17 protein-coding genes are annotated in these 18,058 nt (G+C 64.5%); 4 read left to right on the top strand and 13 right to left on the bottom strand.

The window, feature by feature from the left end; translation table 11 throughout:
- Both RMO81_RS06840 and RMO81_RS06835 read left to right on the top strand, forming a co-directional pair.
- Positions 1-566: cistern family PEP-CTERM protein (locus RMO81_RS06840; protein WP_310475052.1), on the top strand; the 566-nt coding region annotated here is incomplete at its 5' end.
- Between the two features lie 136 nt (positions 567-702).
- Positions 703-2,058 carry a M28 family metallopeptidase gene (locus tag RMO81_RS06835; RefSeq protein ID WP_310475051.1) on the top strand — a complete coding sequence of 452 codons (1,356 nt, stop codon included), beginning with the start codon at positions 703-705 and terminating at the stop codon, positions 2,056-2,058.
- Here the strand turns inward: RMO81_RS06835 and RMO81_RS06830 are convergent.
- The gene (locus RMO81_RS06830) at positions 2,055-2,522 is read right to left on the bottom strand and encodes a hypothetical protein (RefSeq protein WP_310475050.1); all 468 of its coding nucleotides are present in this window, start codon (positions 2,520-2,522) and stop codon (positions 2,055-2,057) included. The genes RMO81_RS06835 and RMO81_RS06830 overlap by 4 nt on opposite strands.
- 48 nt (positions 2,523-2,570) lie before the next feature.
- Here RMO81_RS06830 and RMO81_RS06825 point away from each other — a divergent pair, with 48 nt between their 5' ends.
- Positions 2,571-4,442, top strand: a complete 1,872-nt coding sequence (locus RMO81_RS06825) for an ABC-F family ATP-binding cassette domain-containing protein (RefSeq protein WP_310475049.1) — start codon at positions 2,571-2,573, stop codon at positions 4,440-4,442.
- Between the two features lie 6 nt (positions 4,443-4,448).
- Here the strand turns inward: RMO81_RS06825 and RMO81_RS06820 are convergent, their stop codons facing one another.
- From RMO81_RS06820 to RMO81_RS06765, 12 genes are all read right to left on the bottom strand, one after another.
- On the bottom strand, positions 4,449-5,945 hold the full coding sequence (locus RMO81_RS06820) for an amino acid adenylation domain-containing protein (protein WP_310475048.1): 1,497 nt from the start codon (positions 5,943-5,945) through the stop codon (positions 4,449-4,451).
- Positions 5,942-6,124 (bottom strand): GNAT family N-acetyltransferase, encoded by a 183-nt coding sequence (locus RMO81_RS06815; protein WP_310475046.1) that lies wholly within the window; start codon positions 6,122-6,124, stop codon positions 5,942-5,944. Before RMO81_RS06815 ends, RMO81_RS06820 begins: the two co-directional genes overlap by 4 nt.
- Positions 6,121-6,363 carry a hypothetical protein gene (locus RMO81_RS06810; RefSeq protein WP_310475044.1) on the bottom strand — a complete coding sequence of 81 codons (243 nt, stop codon included), beginning with the start codon at positions 6,361-6,363 and terminating at the stop codon, positions 6,121-6,123. Before RMO81_RS06810 ends, RMO81_RS06815 begins: the two co-directional genes overlap by 4 nt.
- 149 nt (positions 6,364-6,512) lie before the next feature.
- Positions 6,513-7,727 (bottom strand): acyl-CoA reductase, encoded by a 1,215-nt coding sequence (locus RMO81_RS06805; RefSeq protein ID WP_310475042.1) that lies wholly within the window; start codon positions 7,725-7,727, stop codon positions 6,513-6,515.
- Positions 7,724-8,818 carry an acyl-protein synthetase gene (locus RMO81_RS06800; protein ID WP_310475040.1) on the bottom strand — a complete coding sequence of 365 codons (1,095 nt, stop codon included), beginning with the start codon at positions 8,816-8,818 and terminating at the stop codon, positions 7,724-7,726. Before RMO81_RS06800 ends, RMO81_RS06805 begins: the two co-directional genes overlap by 4 nt.
- A complete protein-coding gene (locus RMO81_RS06795; RefSeq protein ID WP_310475039.1) occupies positions 8,815-10,212 on the bottom strand; it encodes an AMP-binding protein in 1,398 nt (465 codons plus the stop codon). Before RMO81_RS06795 ends, RMO81_RS06800 begins: the two co-directional genes overlap by 4 nt.
- Before the next feature lie 24 nt (positions 10,213-10,236).
- Positions 10,237-10,467 carry an acyl carrier protein gene (locus RMO81_RS06790; protein ID WP_310475038.1) on the bottom strand — a complete coding sequence of 77 codons (231 nt, stop codon included), beginning with the start codon at positions 10,465-10,467 and terminating at the stop codon, positions 10,237-10,239.
- A 104-nt stretch (positions 10,468-10,571) separates the two neighbouring features.
- Positions 10,572-11,315, bottom strand: a complete 744-nt coding sequence (locus tag RMO81_RS06785; protein ID WP_310475037.1) for an SDR family NAD(P)-dependent oxidoreductase — start codon at positions 11,313-11,315, stop codon at positions 10,572-10,574.
- A gap of 4 nt (positions 11,316-11,319) precedes the next feature.
- A complete protein-coding gene (locus RMO81_RS06780; RefSeq protein WP_310475036.1) occupies positions 11,320-11,835 on the bottom strand; it encodes an acyltransferase in 516 nt (171 codons plus the stop codon).
- Positions 11,836-11,940: 105 nt separating this feature from the next.
- A complete protein-coding gene (locus tag RMO81_RS06775) occupies positions 11,941-13,233 on the bottom strand; it encodes a polysaccharide biosynthesis C-terminal domain-containing protein (RefSeq protein WP_310475035.1) in 1,293 nt (430 codons plus the stop codon).
- Complete coding sequence (gene parE / locus RMO81_RS06770) at positions 13,226-15,229, bottom strand: DNA topoisomerase IV subunit B (RefSeq protein ID WP_310475034.1); 2,004 nt, start codon at positions 15,227-15,229, stop codon at positions 13,226-13,228. Before parE ends, RMO81_RS06775 begins: the two co-directional genes overlap by 8 nt.
- A 381-nt stretch (positions 15,230-15,610) precedes the next feature.
- On the bottom strand, positions 15,611-15,949 hold the full coding sequence (locus RMO81_RS06765; protein WP_310475033.1) for a P-II family nitrogen regulator: 339 nt from the start codon (positions 15,947-15,949) through the stop codon (positions 15,611-15,613).
- A 466-nt stretch (positions 15,950-16,415) separates the two neighbouring features.
- On the opposite strand from RMO81_RS06765, the gene RMO81_RS06760 reads away from it, so the two are divergent.
- Complete coding sequence (locus RMO81_RS06760; RefSeq protein WP_310475032.1) at positions 16,416-17,750, top strand: ammonium transporter; 1,335 nt, start codon at positions 16,416-16,418, stop codon at positions 17,748-17,750.
- Positions 17,751-18,058 lie beyond the last annotated feature (308 nt).

Genomic DNA, 18,058 nt, shown 5'->3' with positions numbered 1-18,058 from the left:
CTGGCCTCGCGGCTGCGATCACTTTTACGCTGACTGGCTTTGTCGGCAATGCGTGGACTTTCTCGGCGGCCATCGACAACAATTTGCCAAACACGCCGGTTCTCGGTCGGATCACAAGCTTTGGCTTCAACAGCAGGCCCGATATTTCGGCGGTGACGCCATTGTCCGGGCCGTTCATGTCCGCGCAACTCGACGGCAGTTTCCCGCAGCTTGGTGGCGGAACCTCGATTGATTTCTGCCTTGAGGATCAAGCGGGCGGCGGTTGCGGCGGCGGAGGCAACGGCGTGTTCAACAACACATCAGCCCTCCAGACATTCACGCTCACTCTCGCTGGTTCACCCACGACGTCGGCGACCTTCAACAACTTCATTCTCCGTTGGCAGTCGGTAGCCGGTAACTTCCAGGGCACTTCCGGCATTGGCATGGGCACCGGTGGCGGCGGTTTTGACGGCGGTGGCGGCGGCGATGTGCCGGAACCGGCGACCTGGGCCATGCTGCTCACCGGCTTCGGCATGGTCGGCTTTGCCGCCCGTCGTCGCCGCGGCGCGCACAGCGTTTCGGCCTGATCCGATCTGAACTGGTGCACGAAGGCCGGTCCCGCAAGGGCCGGCCTTTTTGCTTTTGAGTCGGCGCATTCCGGCTCTTGCCAAATCCGCACCCGGCAGCCATCGCAGGAGCGAGGCTATGGGGAGGATCAGGGCAATGGGCAAGCGTGTGATATTGATGCTGGGTGCGATGCTGATGGCGGCACCGCTGGCCGCAGCGGAACCGGCGCTTCCAGCGCTTGCGGCTGGTGTCAGCGAGACCGAGCTCAAGGCCAACATCACCGCCCTGGTCAGTTTCGGGACCCGCCATTCGGCCAGCGACACCAGCAGCCCGACCCGTGGGATCGGTGCCGCTCGCCGCTGGACCGAGAGCCGCTTCCGGGCCTTCAGCGCCGCCTGCGGCAACTGCCTCACGCTCATCAAGCCGTCCGAAACCGTGACCGGCCCGCGCCTGCCGACGCCCACCGAAATCGTCGACGTGCTTGCGATCCAGCCCGGCACCACCGATCCTGATCGTTTCATCATCATGTCCGCCCATATCGACAGCCGCAACGGCGATCCATTGGATGCCAAAGGCGATGCGCCGGGCGCCAACGATGATGGCAGCGGCACCGCCGCCGTGATCGAAGCGGCGCGCGTGCTCAGCCAACACAAATTCCCCGCCACCATCGTCTATGCCGTGCTGTCGGGCGAGGAGCAGGGGCTGAACGGCGGCAAGGTGTTGGCCGATTATGCCCGGGCGCATGGCTGGAATGTCGAAGCCGTGTTGAACAACGACATCGTCGGCAATTCCACCGGCATTGGCGGCATGAAGGACAGCGGCCATGTCCGGGTGTTTTCCGAAGGCACCAAGGCGGTGGAAACCCCGGAACAGGCCAACCGCCGTCGCTACAACGGCGGTGAGAATGATTCGCCCAGCCGCAACCTGGCCCGCTTCCTCGACAGCCTCGCCGATCACAACATCAGCGGCCTCGATGTGAAGATGATCTACCGAACCGATCGTTTCGGCCGTGGTGGTGACCAGACAAGGCTGCTGGAGGCCGGCTATCCCGCCGTGCGCATCACCGAAAGCGTGGAGCATTACGATCGTCAGCACCAGAATGTGCGGGTGGAAAACGGCAAGCGATATGGTGATCTGATCGAAGGCGTTGATTTTCAGTATCTCGCCAAGGTCACCCGGCTGAACGTGGCTGGCCTTGCCGCGCTGGCGCGGGCGCCGATGCCGCCCGCTGTCACGATCCAGCGCGACGACGGTTCAAGCACCAAGGTGAGTTGGACCGCGGTGAAGAACGCCGCCGGCTACAGGATCTGGTGGCGCGACACCACCGCGCCGCAGTGGCAGAACAGCCGCATGGCGCCAGCCGATGCCACCAGCATTGTGCTGGAACATGTGTCGATCGACGATTGGCTGATCGGCGTTGCCGCTGTCGCCGCCGATGGCAGCGAGGGCCCGATCGCCTATCCGGGCGACGCCGGGAATTACGTCAGCCCGGCGCCGGCACCCAATCCCTAAGCCCCGGCGATCACCGGGCGGCCGATCAAGGCGACTTCGTTCAGCGTCAGGCTTTGCTTGTGGCCACTGATCGGATCGCTGACGCTGGCTGCGCCGCCATCAAGTGCGTGCAGCAACCAGATATGGCCATTTTGGCCGATCAGCAGCAGCGGCAGGCCCTGGCGCAGGTCGCGTTGCAATAGCGGTTCCGTCGGTGAGGGCGGGCGGCCAGCCTCCCACACGATCTCGACGGCGGTTTCCACTTCCTCGCCGTCAGCGCTGTCGGTGGCCCCCGCCACGGCCAGCAGCGCCGCCGTGCCGCTGGAACCGCCCATGCGCGCCAACACCTGATCAGCTGTAAAGCGCACGCCGCGCGCTTGCCAGCACGCAACCAGCGCCGCCGCCAGCGCGTCGTTTGCGGGCGCGGCGCGGGCTGGCGCGGCCAACAACAGGGGCAAGGCAAGCAGATGGCGGCGATTGATCATGTCAACAGCCTAGCCGCATGCCGCCTATCCTGCTAGGCGGCGCGCATCATGCTGTCCGTTCAAAACCTCACCGTCCGCCTTGGCGGGCGCGCCATCATCGACGGCGCCAGCGCCACGCTGCCGCCGCGCGGCTGTGTCGGGCTGATCGGCCGCAACGGCGCCGGCAAATCGACGATGATGAAGGTGATGGCCGGCACCATCGATCCCGATGGCGGCAGCATCGAACGCCCGCGCGGCACGCGGCTGGGCTGGTTGAAGCAGGAAGCCCCGATGGGGCAGGGCACGCCGTTTGAAACCGTGCTCTCCGCCGATACCGAACGCGCCGCGCTGATCGCCGAGGAAGACGCTGGCGCTTCGCCAGAGCGTGTGGCTGATATCCACGAGCGGCTGATTGCCATTGATGCCCACACCGCGCCGGCCCGCGCCGCGCGCATTTTGGTGGGCCTGGGTTTTGACGAGGAAATGCAGGGCCGGCCGCTCGACAGCTATTCCGGCGGCTGGCGCATGCGAGTGGCGCTGGCGGCGCTGCTTTTCACCCGCCCCGATGTGCTGCTGCTGGACGAACCGTCGAACCACCTCGATCTGGAATCGGCCCTGTGGCTGGAGAATTTCCTGAAATCCTATCCCGGCCTGATCGTGCTGATCAGCCACGAACGCGATCTGCTCAATCGGGTGGCGGGCATGATCCTGCACCTCGAAGGCGGCAAGGTGCAGCTGTACACCGGCAATTACGACAGTTTCGAACGGCAGCGCGCCGAACGACTGGCGCAATTGGAAGCCGCGCGCACCGCCCAGGCCACGCAGCGCGCCAAGCTGCAGGATTATATCGCCCGCAACAGCGCCCGCGCTTCGACTGCCAAGCAGGCGCAGAGCCGGCAAAAGGCGCTGGCCAAGATGCAGCCTGTGGCCGAAGCGGCCAATGATCCGACGATGAAATTCGATTTCCCCAGCCCGGAGCCGCTGCGCCCGCCGCTGGTGACGCTGGATCATGCCGATGTTGGCTATGACGGGCGCGCGATCCTGAACGATCTTGATCTGCGCCTCGATCCTGATGACCGGTTGGCGCTGGTGGGCCGCAACGGCAACGGCAAGACCACGCTGGCCCGGCTGTTGATCGGCCAACTGCCGGCGATGGCGGGCACGCGTTTTGCGTCGGGCAAGCTGAAGGTGGGATATTTCACCCAGTATCAGGTTGAAGAACTGGATGGCGATGCCTCACCGGTGCTGATGATGAGCCGCGCGATGAAGGGCGCCAGCCCCAGCGCGGTGCGGGCGCAGCTGGGCCGCTTTGGCTTTACTGGTTCGGTGGCTGAACAGCGCATCGGGACGATGAGCGGCGGCGAAAAGGCCCGGCTGGCGCTGGCGCTGGTCACCCGCGATGCGCCGCACCTGATCGTGCTCGACGAACCGACCAACCACCTCGACATTGATTGCCGCGAAGCCCTGGTGCAGGCGCTGGCCGGCTATGAAGGCGCTGTGGTCGTGGTCAGCCACGATCGGCACGTCATCGAAGCCAGCGCTGATCGGCTGGTGCTGGTCGACGCCGGCCGTGCCACCCAGTTTGACGGCAGCATCGATGACTATGAAACGCTGATTCTGGCTGGTTCGGGCAGCAGCGCCGGCGCGGCTGCGCCCGCAGGGGCCAAGGCGCCGCGCATCGATCCCAAGGAAGCGCGCCGCCAGGCCGCTGCCCGCCGCGAAGCCGCCAAGCCGCTGCGCCAGGCGATGCTGGCGGCCGAAACGCAGCTGAACCGGCTGATTGCCGAACGCGAATCCGTGGACGATCAGATGACCCAAGCGCCGGCCGACATCACTTCCCTGATGCAACGGCGCGGCGTGCTCGATGCCGGCATCACGGCGTCGGAAGACGCATGGGCGGCGGCCAGCGAGGCCTATGACGCAGCGGTGGCCGCACCCTGAGCCGGGTCAACTGCGTTCAAGATAGGTCTGGCGCAGCGCCTTGCGGTCGATCTTGCCATTGGCGTTGAGCGGGAGGCCATCGACGGCGATCACGCGCCTGGGCACCATATAGGGCGGCAGCAATTCGTGTGCGGCGGCGATGATGGCGCGGGTATCGACTGAGCCGCAGACAAAGCCGACCAGCCCTTCCGCTGAACCGCCTTCATTCAGCGGCCACGGTACCGCTGCCACTTCACTGGTGCCGGCGGCGCGGCGCAGGGCTTCCTCCACTTCCAGTAGTTCAACGCGATACCCGCTGATCTTCACCTGGTCATCAAGCCGGCCCTGGCAGACGAGGCCCCATGTGGGATCGTTGCGGACCAGATCGCCGGAGCGGTACCAGAGCCTGTGCGGATAGCCGGCTACGGTCGTGCTCAGGAACTTGGCTGCCTGTTCGGCCGGGTTGCTGATATAGCCATCTGTGATCTGTGGCCCGGCCAGCCAGAGTTCACCATCGCCGCCGGGCGCGACCGGCTGGCCATCGCCATCCACCACCACGGCGGCGCAGCCGGCATAGGCGGTGCCCAGTGGCACGGTGGCGGGCATGCCCTCCGCCGCCGGATCGAACCGCTGGGCGGTGATGGCGATGGTGGCCTCGGTCGGGCCATAAAGGTTCCATACCTCGGCGTTCGGTGCAGCGGCGGCGACGGCTCTGGCCAGGCTGCTCGGCAGCGGTTCGCCGCAGAACAGCGCGAGGCGCAGGCCGGGCAGCACGCCCGGCACCAGCCGGCGCATGCGCTGCGCCATGGCGGGCGCGGAGGGGACAGAGAACCACACGCTGGCGGCGCTGCGATTGGCGAAGCCGATGGGATCGATCATTTCGGCCTCGGTCGGCGCGACGAGGCAGGCGCCTGCCGTCCAGGTGACGAACATGTCATGCACCGACAGATCGAAACCGAGATCGAAAAACTGGGTGCAGCGGTCTTCGGGCATGACGGCTGCGATGCCGGCAAACGCGTCGATATAGGCCGTGACATTGTCCACCCGCACCGCGATACCCTTTGGAGTGCCGGTGGTGCCGGAGGTGAACATGACATAAGCGTGGCGGCTGCGGGTGGCCGTGCAGGAGCGCGAGCCGTCGGCACGGGGATCAACCGCCAGCGCCGGCCCGCCATGGCGGGCTGAAAGTGCATGGGCGGCAGCGGCCGTTGCGTCATCATGCAGCCAGCCGCCACAGCCTGCCGCTGCCGCAATCGCGTTCTGACGCTCCGGCGGGGCCTTGGGGTTGATCGGCACATAAGGCCGGCCCGACAGCAGAAGCGCCAGCACGCCAACATAAGCATCGAGACTGCGATGCGCGAGCAGGCCGACCCGCGCGCCGGCCGGAATCGCTTGCAGCCGTGCTGCACAGCGTTCGGCCGCGGCAAAGAGGTCGGCGTAGGTCAGATTCTCGCCGCCGATGCTCAAGGCCGAGCGGTCGGCATAGCGCGTTGTCGTCGCCAGCAGACGGGCGGCGAGCGTCACGACAAGGCTTTGTCCATGGTGGTGAGATAAGGCGCAAAACCCAGCTGGTGCCAGAAGCGGGCCGCTTCGCCATTTTGGGTGAGCACGCGCAATTGAACGCGGGTGGCACCATCATTGGCAAAGCGCGCCATCGCGGCCTCAACCAGCGCCCGGGCTACGCCGCTATCGCCGATCGTCACGCCGGGGTAGATGAGGTACATGGCACCGATGTGGCAGCGCGCACCGATGAGGTTTCGACATGGCGGTTGCTGAGAAAATCATGTGAGAGAACGGCCGTGCCGAAGGCAATGCCGGTATAATCGTCGATGTGGATGCCGGTCGGATTGGTCTTGTCCAACTTAGCTGACCAGCTGATCTTGGTCCCGCGGCCGATATTCATGCCCCACAGACCGCGCAGCAGAGCGATACGCCACCCCATGGCCAGATTGCGGACATGACCGCGCAGGCGGGGCAAGACATTCACAGATCAACCGATAGAGACTTGTTTCCGCTCACAGGGTGATGTTGCGGCAGCGACGTTGGGCTTGTCAAGCATTGGCCACGCCAGGTTGCGCTGGCCACCAGAGGCTATCGCACCTCGATCTTCACGATCCGAGTGAGGGCGGCAAGCAGATCAACCCCGTCCCACACATGGCCGAAGGCCAGTGCCTGACCGAACGGCACGATGCGATCGATGCCGTGCGGGCGGCTGGCGGCCAGCATGGCGCGCCAGTCGTCGCCGCTTACGCCCAGACTGGCGATGCTTTGCCAGTCGCGCTGCACCAGTGGGGCGAGGTCTGCGAGGGTGTCGATCCGGCGTTCAACGAAGAAGCCATCGCTGGCCAGCCGGGTGAGGCGGGCGAGATCCGGGGTTTCGGTGACGCGCAGGCGATAATCGTTGGTGGCGCGGTGATGCACGGGGCCGGCGGCGGCGAGCATCTGTTCCGCGACCAATTTGTCCACGGCGGCGCGGGCCGAGAAAGGTTCACCGGCGGCGGCGATGGCGGATTCCACCAGCGGCCAGAATGTCGCCTGGGCCGCGGCCACGCTGGCGGCATCGCCGCGCCAGAACAACGCCAGCGGTGAGGAACAGGCCTGCTGGCCAAAGGTGACAGCGTCCAAAGCGAACCGGCGGGCCTGCTCGGCCTGGTCGGGCGCGGCCAACCACGTGGCGGCGTCGATCACGGCGGCTGACACCTTGGATGGGAAGGTAAGCTCGGTGGCGTGCGGCGGCAGCGGGCTGGCACGCACCTCGCGCACCGTATCATCGCCGCCCCAGATCACCCGCACATCGGCATGGGCCGACAGCGCGTCGTTGATCGGCTTTTCGGCCGGATAGCGCACGATCAGCAGGCAGGCCCGCAACGTTTCGGGCAGGTTGGCCAGCGCTTCGTTCAGCAGGCGCAGCAACAAGGTGAGCGCTTCGGATTCACGCCCCGAAACCCGCACGATGTTCACATTGCCGGCCAGCACCGACAGCAGCGCCGAATAGAGGAACATCGTATCGACATTGCCCGGCGCGATGTGGAGAGCGAGGCCGCGTGGGCTGCGCGTGTAACCGTCGTTGAGCGATGCGCCCAGTTGCGCCAGGCTGGCGCCGCGCGCCCAGAAAGCCAATGCCACCATTTCGGGGCGGGCGCGGGCCTGCGGATCGGCCATGATGGCCTTGCGCACCGCATCTACCAGCGCCAATCGTTCAGGTGCGAACGGTGCTGCGCGCGGTGCGGCCAGCGTGGCGGCCAGGCTGCCGCTGCTGGGCGCCATGATGCTGATCTGGCGCGCGATGTCGGGCGCGATGCTCATGCGGCGCGGGCCGTGTGCGTATCCGAACAGCCGCGCATTTCGGCGGCCGGGATGCGGCCCAGCACGCGGAACGTCTTGCCCATGCGTCCGCATGGGCAATCATCTTCGCCGGTGAGCACACCGCGATCTTCGGTGAGCAGGCTGTGGCCGGGGTAGGACAGCGGGATGGCGGAAACGACCTGGATGATGCCTTCCTGGCCCATGCCGAGCGGTTTCCAATCAAGGGGATCACGGATGATCACATCGGCATAGCCGGGCGCGTGCAGGCGGCCATGTTCGCATTCCATGAACACCGATCCGACCTGTTCAACCATGCCATAGAAATTGTGGACATGATCGAAGCCGGCGCGTTCCAGAGCCACGGATTTGAACTGTTCGTTCGACACCGCTTCGTCTTCCAGCTTTTTCCAGCCGCCCGAATGGATCAGCACGCTGCCGGGGAAATCCAGCGTGATGCCAGCGCGTTCCAGCGCAGAGAGGAAATATTTCCACACCATGAAGGTGAAACCGAAGGCGAAGATCGGCTTGCCGGCGTGCTTTTCGGCAAATTCGGTGATGGCGGGCAGGTTGAGGCCCATGTCCTCATCGTTCAGCGCATAGATGTGGGCGCGGCCATAGGTCATCATGCCCAGGATGCCGGCTCCGCGCGCTGAAAAGCTGGTGCGATCACGCACCACGCCCGGGTGATCGATGATCAGCATCGGCCGGCGATCCTTGCCGATGAAATCGGTGGTGATGGCGGCCAGCGCGCGCGTTTGCGCTTGGGCCGTGGCTTGATCCAGATAGATGCGCGACGGCACCTGGCCGGTGGTGCCGGACGAGGTGAGCGTCTTGAACACCGCGTCGGCCGGGATGGAGCGCAGATCCAGTTCCTTGAACAGGCGCACCGGCAGGAACGGCACATCGGCGATACCGATCGGGCTACCGCCGCCCTGCGCCGCCAATATGCCGGCATAAGGCGGGCAGTGGCCGGCGTGATGCGCCGTCAATTCGGCCAGAGCAGCACCCAGCAGCCGGCCTTTTTCAGTGGCATCCAGCGCAAACGGCGGGGCCGCCAGAACCGCATCGCGCGCCTGCATTGCCTCGCTCATGTTGCTGCCTCCCATGCATCGCCCAGAGCGCCATACAGCAGCTTGCCCGAAGCTGCACGTGGCAGAGAAGCCACGGCTTTCACCAACAGCCCGCGCGGCGGGAAGGAAAAGGCGGCGATCAGCGCGGCGCGCACCGTTTCGGGGTCGCCGGCTTCGATCAGAATGCGCATCTGATCATCCTGCCCAAAGGCGACGCCCGGCACATCCATGCGGGCCAACTGCGCGTCGATATCATCGAGGTTCACCCGGGTGCCGAACAATTTGATCATGCGGCTGGCGCGGCCGGTGATGGAGAGGATGCCATCGGTATCGCGGCTGGCGAGATCGCCGGTCATCAGCACGCCGCCCAGATCATCGCCGCGCGCCAGATCAGCGGCGTCGTGGGCATAACCCATCATCACCGCCGGCGAGCTGCAGCGCATTTCGCCGGCCACGCCGGGTGCAGTGATCACGCCGCCATCGGCCGCAATCAAATCGATGCTGACACCCGGAATGGGCAGCCCGATGGCGCCGGCGTGGCTGGCCAGATGTTCGGGCGGCAGCCAGGTCAGGCGTGGGCCGGCTTCGGTCTGGCCATACATGGTGATGAAACGACGGCCATTGGCGGCGGCCCATTCGGCATAGCGTGCCGCCACCGGTGCAGGCAGCTTGCCGCCGGCCTGGGTGAGGGTGGTGAGGGTGGGTGTTGCCAGCCGATCCATGCCCAGCCGGCGGATGGCGTCGTAATGGAAGGGCACGCCGGCCAGGCTGGTGGCGGCGCGGCTGCTGAGCCCGTCCCAGAACTCGGCCTGCATGACACCGTGCGCCGTCACCTCGATGCAGGCCCCCACCAGCGCGTGGCTGTTGATGATGCTCATGCCATAGGAATAGCTGGTCGGCAGGGCGAGGAAGGGGCGTTCGTACGGGCCAAGGCCCAGATAGTCGGCAATGGCAGCTGCGTTGGCGAGCAGGGCAGCCGCGGTAAAGCGCGCCAGTTTCGGGCTGCCAGTGCTGCCGGAGGTGGAGAGCAGGACGGCGAGATCGGGATGCAGGGTCGTGCCGCCCAAAATATCTGAGCGCCCGGGGGTGGTGGCGCCTTGCGGATCGATGATGGCATCGGGGCGATACAGGCCAACCAGTGCCGCCAGCCGTTCGGGCGCCAGATCATGTTCGATGGCCAGAACTGCATGATCGCTGGCCAGTAGCGCCAGCCAGGCCGCCACCGAAGCCGCGCTGCTGGCGGTGCGCAGGAAGATCAGCCGACGCGGCCCCAGTTGGCGGGTGAAATCGGCGGCGATTTCAAGAATCTGGGCAAAACTGATGGTCGTGCCATCATCGTCGCGCACGGCAGGCCTGTCGCCGTGGCGGGCCAGCACATCGGCCCAAATGGAGCCAGCATTCATGGCCATGGGCATGGCCACAGGCGCACGGTCGCCGGTTCAGGCCGCCACGTCATAGCGCGCCAATATCTCGCGCACGCGCGCCACGCTCGACATGGCGATGATGTCATCGGTGTCGAGCATGATGTCGAAATTGTCTTCGATCGCGGTCACCAGCACCATGTGGGCCACGCTGTCCCATTCCTTGATGCCCTGATAGGCCAGTTCATCGGTCACCGCCGATTCCGGGATCATCAGGCTTTCGGCAAAGACTTCGGCAAGCGACTTCATCACAGGGGTTCCCGGACACTGAATTGGCAAATACAGGCGACGTCATACCGGTTGCGCCGTCCTTGAAGCAAGGACAATCCCGGCCGTAACGGCCGGCACTGGCCTTACATGGCCATGGCGCCATCCACCCCGATCACCTGCCCGCTGATATAACGGGCGCCATCGCTGGCGAGGAACAGCACCAGCGGCGCCACGTCGGCGGGCTGGCCAGTTCGGCCCAGCGCGATGCGTTCCACCAGCGCGGCGCGCTTGTCGTCGGGGATGCCGGCGGTCATGTCGGTTTCGATAGTGCCCGGCGCCACGGCGTTGACCCGGATGCCGCGCCCGCCCACTTCGCGCGCCAGGCTGAGCGTGAGGCCGATCACGCCGGCCTTGGCGGCGCCATAAGCGGTGTGGCCGGGATAGCCGACCCGCCCGATGATCGATGTGAGGTTGATGATCGAACCGCCGCCCGATCGCCCCATCAGCCGCACGGCATATTGGCAACAGTTGAGCGTGCCCGACAAATTGGTGGCCAATGTTTCGGCCACCATGTCGGTGCTGGTCATTTCAATGGCGGCGTCTTTCAGGATGCCGGCGTTGTTGACCAAAATGTCGAGCCGCCCGGCCTGTTTCTGGATCGCCATGAAGGCGGATTTCACCGCAGCCGGATCGGCAACATCAAAGGGCAGGGAGTGCAGCTGATCAGCCAGGCCCGATTCAGCGATCATCGCCGCAACCGCTTCTGCGCTGCGGCCGCCCACGAACACGGTGGCACCGGCGCCAGCCAGAGCCAGCACGATAGCACGGCCAATGCCGCGGGTGCCGCCGGTTACCAGGGCGACGCGGCCGGAAAGATCGCCCGCCATGGCCTTATTCGGCCGCAGCGGTGGAGGTGGCAGCCGCTGTGGCGGCAGGCGCAGCCGCTTCGGCGTTGCGCTTGCTTTCGCGGTCGAGGATCAGGCCCCATTTGCCGGTAACGATGCCGGTTTCCAGCACACGCGCCGGATTGCCGAACACGATGCTGCCGGGCGGCACGTCGCGCATCACCACACTGCCCATCGAAACGATGCTGCCATCGCCCACGGTCACGCCCGGCATGATGATGCTGTGCGCGCCGATGCTGCAGCGGCTGCCAATCTTGGTGTCGATGTGCAGATTGCGCGTCATGTCGTGCGACAAGATGGTGGCGCCGAACACAATGGCGGTGTCTTCGCCAATGTGGATGCCAGCCGGGTTGGTCAGGTCAAGCTTGGCCGAGAAGCTGATGGCGCTGCCCTTGCCGATGTTCATGCCCCAGACGCGGTTGAAGTAAAATCGGCGCCATTCCATGATGGCATTGCGCAGATCCCTGCGCAGCCGCGCCAAGCCGTTCTTGCGATTTGCCATCTTACTGCCTTGCTGTGCGAGCCCGCCTGCCGTTGCCGGCCATCGCTTGAGGCAGGGCGCCAAGGCTTGTCAAGCCTCAAACTGGTCGCAAAACCGGTCCCGACCCTAGGTCTTTGGCCGCAATATCTGCCGCACCAGCCACCAGCCCTGTACCACGCGCAGCGCGTAACTGGCGGCATAGGCAATGGCCAGCCCGGTCAAGCCAATGCGCGGCACCAGCACAAAGGCGAGGACAGCCATCAGCACAGCGGCTGCAATTGTTGTCGGCAGCGTTTCGCGGGTGCGGCCCGACATGGTGATCACGGCGCCAGATGGTCCGGCCAGTATGGCCAGCATGTTGGCTCCCACCAGCCACTGCAGCAGCGGCGCCGTCGCGGCAAAGGCCGGCCCGAACAAGAGGGTGAGGATTTGTTGCGGCCAGATCAGCAGCGGCAACGCCACCGGCAAGGTGGACGCCACAGAGGCATAACGGTTGCGGCGGAGCCGGCGGTATGCGGCATCAGGGCGGCCCTGACGCAAATCGCCGGAAATATTGGCCATGATCATCATGGCGGCGGTAGACTGGATCACCGCGAATGGCATCGCCAATTGCCAGGCCGCGCGAAATGCGCCGGCGTCACTGTCGCTGCCCAGTGTGCCGGCCAGGAACTGCGGCAGCCATTGGCCAAAATACATCAGGAAGGAAATCAGCATCATGGGCGTGCCTTCAACCCAGGGGGAGGGCGGGGTGATCGTTTCATCGGCGCCCCAATCGCGGGCCTGCCGCCACAGCAGGAAAAACAGCAAGGCCATCGCCGCCACCAGGCAGACCGTGGCGAACAGCACGGTGGAAACCGCCGCTACCTGTCCGCCGGTCAGCACTACTATGCTCAGGCCGATTGCCAGCGGCACCGTGTACATGCCGTCGAACAATTGCGCGCGCACCGCGTTGCCAAGCCCGCGCACGATACCCAGACCCATCATGTAATAGACATTGGCCGTCACGAACCCGGTGGCAGCGATCAGGGCTCCTTCCTGCGCGGCGGGCAAGCCGGCGGCGCGTAGCGCCAGCATGCCGCCAGCAAACAGGCCGGCCACCAGCAGGGCCAGTGGCGTCACAAAGGCCAGATAGTGCCGCACATGGCTGTTGGCCGCCGCCTTGTTGCCCAATCGCAGCTGCGCCGACAATTCACGCAAGGCAAGCTGATCACAGCCCATGACGGCCAGGATCGAAACCAGCTGCGCTGTCTGGATCGCCATGGCATAGCTGCCCAGCACCTCGGGCCCGCCGGCGCGCGCCAACAGCAGGGTGACGACGAAGCCGGTGGCGAGGTTGCCGGCCTTGATCCCCATGACGCTGGCATAACGCACCATCGGCGCGATCAGTGCCCGCCAACCTGATGGCGGCGCGTCAGGCATCGATGGCATCGGCCTCGATCGAGGTGGCGTGGCTCTGGATGAAGTGGAAACGATGTTCCGGGTTGCGGCCCATCAGCCGTTCCACCAGATCGGCGACATCGGCTCTGCCATCCACATCTTCGGGCAGCTTCACCCGGATCAGGCTGCGCCGCGCCGGATCCATGGTGGTTTCCTTCAGCTGCGACGGGTTCATTTCGCCCAAACCCTTGAAGCGGCTGACCTCCACCTTGGTCTTGCCGCTGAACAGCGTTTTCATCAGTTCGGCGCGGTGGGCATCGTCGCGGGCATAGGCGACGGTGCCGCCAGCGGCGAGGCGATAGAGCGGCGGCTGGGCGAGATAGAGCCGGCCATCACGCACCAGGCCCGGCATCTCGCGGAAGAAGAAGGTCATCAGCAATGTGGCGATATGGGCGCCGTCGACATCGGCATCGGTCATGATGACGATGCGTTCGTAACGCAGATTTTCCGGGCTGTACCGATCGCGCGTGCCGCAGCCCATCGCCAGCGTGAGATCGGCGATTTCGTTGTTGGCGCCGATTTTGGCCATGTTGGCGCTGGCCACGTTCAGGATCTTGCCGCGGATGGGCAGGATGGCCTGGGTGTTGCGATCGCGCGCCTGCTTGGCGCTGCCGCCGGCCGAATCGCCTTCCACGATGAACAATTCGGTGCCCACCGCGTCACCGCGGGCGCAATCGGTCAGCTTGCCGGGCAGGCGCAGCGATGATTTGCTGGTTGCCGTCTTGCGCTTCACCATCATTTCCTGGCGGCGGCGCAGCCGGTCTTCCATGCGCTCCACCACAAAGGCCAGCAGCGCCTTGCCGCGTTCGCCATTGGCCACCAGCCAGTGATCGAAATGGTCCTTGATGGCGTTTTCCACCAGGCGGGTGGCTTCCGGGCTGGTCAGCCGGTCCTTGGTCTGGCTCTGGAACTGCGGATCGCGGATGAACAGCGACAACATGATCTCCGCCCCGGCAAACACGTCTTCGCCGGAAAGGTCGCTGGCGCGTCTGTTGCCGGTAAGGCCGGCATAATTCTTCAGCCCGCGGGTCAGCGCCAGCCGCAGGCCGGCTTCGTGCGTGCCGCCATCGGGCGTCGGGATGGTGTTGCAATAAAAACTGGCCGAACCTTCGCCATATTGCGGCCAGGCGCAGGCCCATTCCACCGCGCCCATCGGCCGGCCATCCGGGCCAGCGGGCAGATCCGTGCGGCCGGCAAACAGATCGGGCACCACCAGCGGGCGATTGTCGAGCCGTTCCTTCAGATGATCGGCCAGGCCGCCAGGGAAGGTGAAGACGGCGGTTTCCGGCACGTCGGGCGTCGCCAGTTCCGGCGCACAGCGCCAGCGGATTTCGACACCGCCGAACAGATAGGCCTTGGAACGGGCCAACTTGTAGAGCCGGGCCGGCTTGAAGCGGGCATCTTCCCCAAAGATTTCAGCATCGGGGTGAAATTTGACGCTGGTGCCGCGACGGTTCTGCGTCGGGCCCAGTTCCTCGATCTTGCCTTGCGGAATCCCGCGCGAATAACGCTGGCGATAGAGCAGTTTGTTGCGGGCGACTTCCACCACCGTTTCATCGGAAAGCGCGTTGACCACGCTGATGCCCACGCCGTGCAGGCCGCCGCTGGTGGCATAGGCCTTGCCGCTGAACTTGCCGCCGCTGTGCAGCATGGTCATGATCACTTCCAGCGCCGATCTGTCGGGAAAGCGCGGGTGCGGATCAACCGGGATGCCGCGGCCATTGTCGCTGATGCTCAGGCTGTTGTCGGCCTCCAGCGTTACCTCGATGCGGCTGGCGTGGCCGGCCACGGCTTCGTCCATGGCGTTGTCGAGCACTTCGGCGGCGAGATGGTGCAGCGCGCGTTCATCGGTGCCGCCGATATACATGCCGGGGCGGCGACGGACGGGTTCAAGCCCTTCCAGCACCTCGATATGGCTGGCATCATAGTCGGTGGAGCTTTGCGTAGCGGCAAACAGATCGGAGGGCGGTGTTGACATGGGCCCTGTATAGGGCGGCCCGGCGCGGGCCGCCAGCAGCTTGGCAGCAGCTTGAAGCCATGCGCAACGTGCGACAATTTTTTTTGGCCGTACGCAATTTCGCGCATTGTTCTGTAACATTGTGCGGTGCAAAAGGGCGGTGCCGATATGGCGATCCTCCCCAAGGATTTACTGGGGCCGGAACTCAGGTTCCGGCCCCTTTTTTGTGATTTTACCGTTAGTTGTGAATTGAGAGGCGAATTTTCGGAACGGACGGGCGCAATTGGTGCAGCGCACAATATCCGACCTGTTCTGCCGTTCCGATCAAGGGTGGCGGCAGAACACGCGGAGAATCAACCCGCCCATCAGGCCGGCTGTTGTTGATTGGCAGTTGCAGGGATGTCAGATCGCGTCGCTGTCGCGCTCGCCGGTGCGGATGCGCACCGCCATCTCGATCGGGGAAACGAAAATCTTGCCATCGCCGATGCGGCCCGTGCGCGCCGCGTTGGTGATGGCTTCGACCACGCGTTCCACCTGATCGTCGTCCACGACCACTTCCAGTTTCACCTTGGGCAGGAAATCGACGACATATTCAGCGCCGCGATACAGTTCGGTGTGGCCCTTCTGGCGACCAAAGCCCTTGGCTTCGGTTGCGGTGATGCCCGACACGCCCACTTCGTGCAGGGCTTCCTTTACATCGTCCAGCTTGAACGGCTTGATGACGGCTTCGATCTTCTTCACGCGCTTCTCCTGATCGCACTGTCTGCCAAGAATCTGCTGCGCCTCGATCTGTTTCGGCGCCGGTTCGCGAGGGTCATGCGCGCTTGGCCAGCGCTGCGCCACCGCAATTTGGCCTATATGGCGGCGGGATGCACAGTATTGTCGTTGGTTTTCAACGCGATAGATGGCGACATCGGTCGGCGCACCGTCAAACGCCTTATGTTGCCGGGTGGTGTGGCCGGGCAATGAGGCGGTGTTGCGAATCGGATGGCGGGACATCGCTTGCTGATCACAGTCGTACAAATATTGTGCGGCATGCTGGTAATAGCCAGCCAGATCAGCGGGTCGAGTTGCCAGTCGTTCGAACCAGCAGCAGGAACAATGAACTGCTTGTTTGCCGACTTTCAACCGATGCACGATGGAATTTCTTCCACAGCGCGCCGGAAAAGCCGAATCCAGGGTATCAGTGCAGGGGAAATTGATGAAAATGATCGTCGAATTTGTGCGAAGGTCTGCAATGCTTGCCAGTGTGGCTGCATTTGCAGCCGCCCCGGCCTGGGCCGCCGACGCCGCGCCGACGCCTGACAAGGGCGATACAGCGTGGATGATGGTTTCGACCTTGCTGGTGCTGCTGATGATCCTGCCGGGGCTGCAGCTGTTTTATGGCGGTCTCACCCGGTCCAAGAACATGCTTTCCACCATGACGCAGATCGGCGCGGCGACCTGCCTGGCCATGCTGCTGTGGGTGGTGTTCGGTTATTCGCTGGCCTTTGGGCCTGATAGCGCCGGCGCGCTGAAGCCGTTCATCGCTGGCCTTGATCGGCTGTTCCTGGCCGGCATCACGCCGGAATCAACGGCGGCGACCTTCACCGATGGTGTGGTCATCCCGGAATATGTGTTCGTCTGCTTCCAGATGACCTTTGCCGCCATCACCGTCAGCCTCGTGCTCGGATCGGTGGTCGAACGCATCAAGTTTTCGGCTGTGCTGGTGTTCACCGCCGTCTGGCTGCCACTGGTTTATCTGCCGATCGCGCACATGGTGTGGGCAGCTTCCGGCTTGTTTTTCGAGATGGGCGCGCTTGATTTCGCTGGCGGCACCGTGGTGCACATCAATGCCGGCGTGTCGGCGCTGGTCGCGGCGTTGATCCTGGGCAAGCGCATCGGATATTCCAAGGAAATCATGGCACCGCACTCGTTGACGCTCACTCTGATCGGCACCGGCATGCTGTGGGTCGGCTGGTTCGGGTTCAATGCCGGATCGGCGCTGGAAGCCAATGGTTCGGCAGCGCTGGCGATGATCAATACCTTTGTGGCCACGGCAGCGGCGGCACTGGCCTGGTTGCTGGTGGAAAAGCTGGCGGGGCACAAGCCATCGGCGCTGGGCCTGGCATCGGGCGTCATCGCCGGCCTGGTCGCTGTCACGCCGGCGGCGGGCAATGCGGGCCCAATGGGCTCGATCGTGCTCGGCACCGTTGCCGCTGTGGTCTGCTATTTTGCCGTGACGGTGCTGAAACCGCGCCTGGGCTATGACGATTCGCTGGATGCGTTCGGCATCCACGGCGTGGGCGGCATCGTTGGCGCCATCGGCACCGGCATCGTCTATTCGCCGGCGCTTGGCGGCCCCGGGGCTGCGGATTTCGACATGGGCAACCAGATCGGCATCCAGCTGGCGGCCGTGGGTGCCACTATCGTGTGGGCAGCCATCGGTACCGCGATTGCCATCTATGTGGCCAAGGCGCTGACCGGCCTGCGCGTCAACAGCGACGTGGAGCGCGAAGGCCTTGATCTGGGCGAGCATGGCGAACGGGCCTATAACCCATAACCCCTTTCAATCTAACCGACGACTTGGCCCGCCTGGCAACAGGTCGGGCCAAGTTGCGTTTTAAGAGATTTTAGAAAAAGCGTATCAAATCTGCGGATTGATGCAGTTAGTATGACATTTTTACTACGCCATATGACGTAATTTACGCCATTTCACGTAGCTCAATTTTTGGTGTTGCCGTGCATTGTTGGATGGTCATCGCCGGCCAAGCGATACGATATTTTCAATACTCCGCACAAAGGACCCTGCATGATTGATCCGATTTCGCTGCTTGCCCGCGCTCTGGCCGGCGCAGCACTGCTGGGTGC

It is taken from the genome of Sandarakinorhabdus sp. (genome assembly GCF_031422795.1).
Taxonomy (GTDB): Bacteria; Pseudomonadota; Alphaproteobacteria; order Sphingomonadales; family Sphingomonadaceae; genus Sandarakinorhabdus.
This window is presented reverse-complemented; position numbering and strand designations above follow the sequence as displayed.

Excerpts from the sequence above, each read along its gene's own strand:
- RMO81_RS06835 (WP_310475051.1), top strand. The coding sequence starts at position 703 with ATGGGCAAGCGTGTGATATTGATGCTGGGTGCGATGCTGATGGCGGCA.
- RMO81_RS06830 (WP_310475050.1), bottom strand. The coding sequence starts at position 2,522 with ATGATCAATCGCCGCCATCTGCTTGCCTTGCCCCTGTTGTTGGCCGCG.
- RMO81_RS06825 (WP_310475049.1), top strand. The coding sequence starts at position 2,571 with ATGCTGTCCGTTCAAAACCTCACCGTCCGCCTTGGCGGGCGCGCCATC.
- RMO81_RS06810 (WP_310475044.1), bottom strand. The coding sequence starts at position 6,363 with ATGGGGTGGCGTATCGCTCTGCTGCGCGGTCTGTGGGGCATGAATATC.
- RMO81_RS06805 (WP_310475042.1), bottom strand. The coding sequence starts at position 7,727 with ATGAGCATCGCGCCCGACATCGCGCGCCAGATCAGCATCATGGCGCCC.
- RMO81_RS06800 (WP_310475040.1), bottom strand. The coding sequence starts at position 8,818 with ATGAGCGAGGCAATGCAGGCGCGCGATGCGGTTCTGGCGGCCCCGCCG.
- RMO81_RS06795 (WP_310475039.1), bottom strand. The coding sequence starts at position 10,212 with ATGCCCATGGCCATGAATGCTGGCTCCATTTGGGCCGATGTGCTGGCC.
- RMO81_RS06790 (WP_310475038.1), bottom strand. The coding sequence starts at position 10,467 with ATGAAGTCGCTTGCCGAAGTCTTTGCCGAAAGCCTGATGATCCCGGAA.
- RMO81_RS06785 (WP_310475037.1), bottom strand. The coding sequence starts at position 11,315 with ATGGCGGGCGATCTTTCCGGCCGCGTCGCCCTGGTAACCGGCGGCACC.
- RMO81_RS06780 (WP_310475036.1), bottom strand. The coding sequence starts at position 11,835 with ATGGCAAATCGCAAGAACGGCTTGGCGCGGCTGCGCAGGGATCTGCGC.
- RMO81_RS06775 (WP_310475035.1), bottom strand. The coding sequence starts at position 13,233 with ATGCCTGACGCGCCGCCATCAGGTTGGCGGGCACTGATCGCGCCGATG.
- parE (WP_310475034.1), bottom strand. The coding sequence starts at position 15,229 with ATGTCAACACCGCCCTCCGATCTGTTTGCCGCTACGCAAAGCTCCACC.
- RMO81_RS06760 (WP_310475032.1), top strand. The coding sequence starts at position 16,416 with ATGATCGTCGAATTTGTGCGAAGGTCTGCAATGCTTGCCAGTGTGGCT.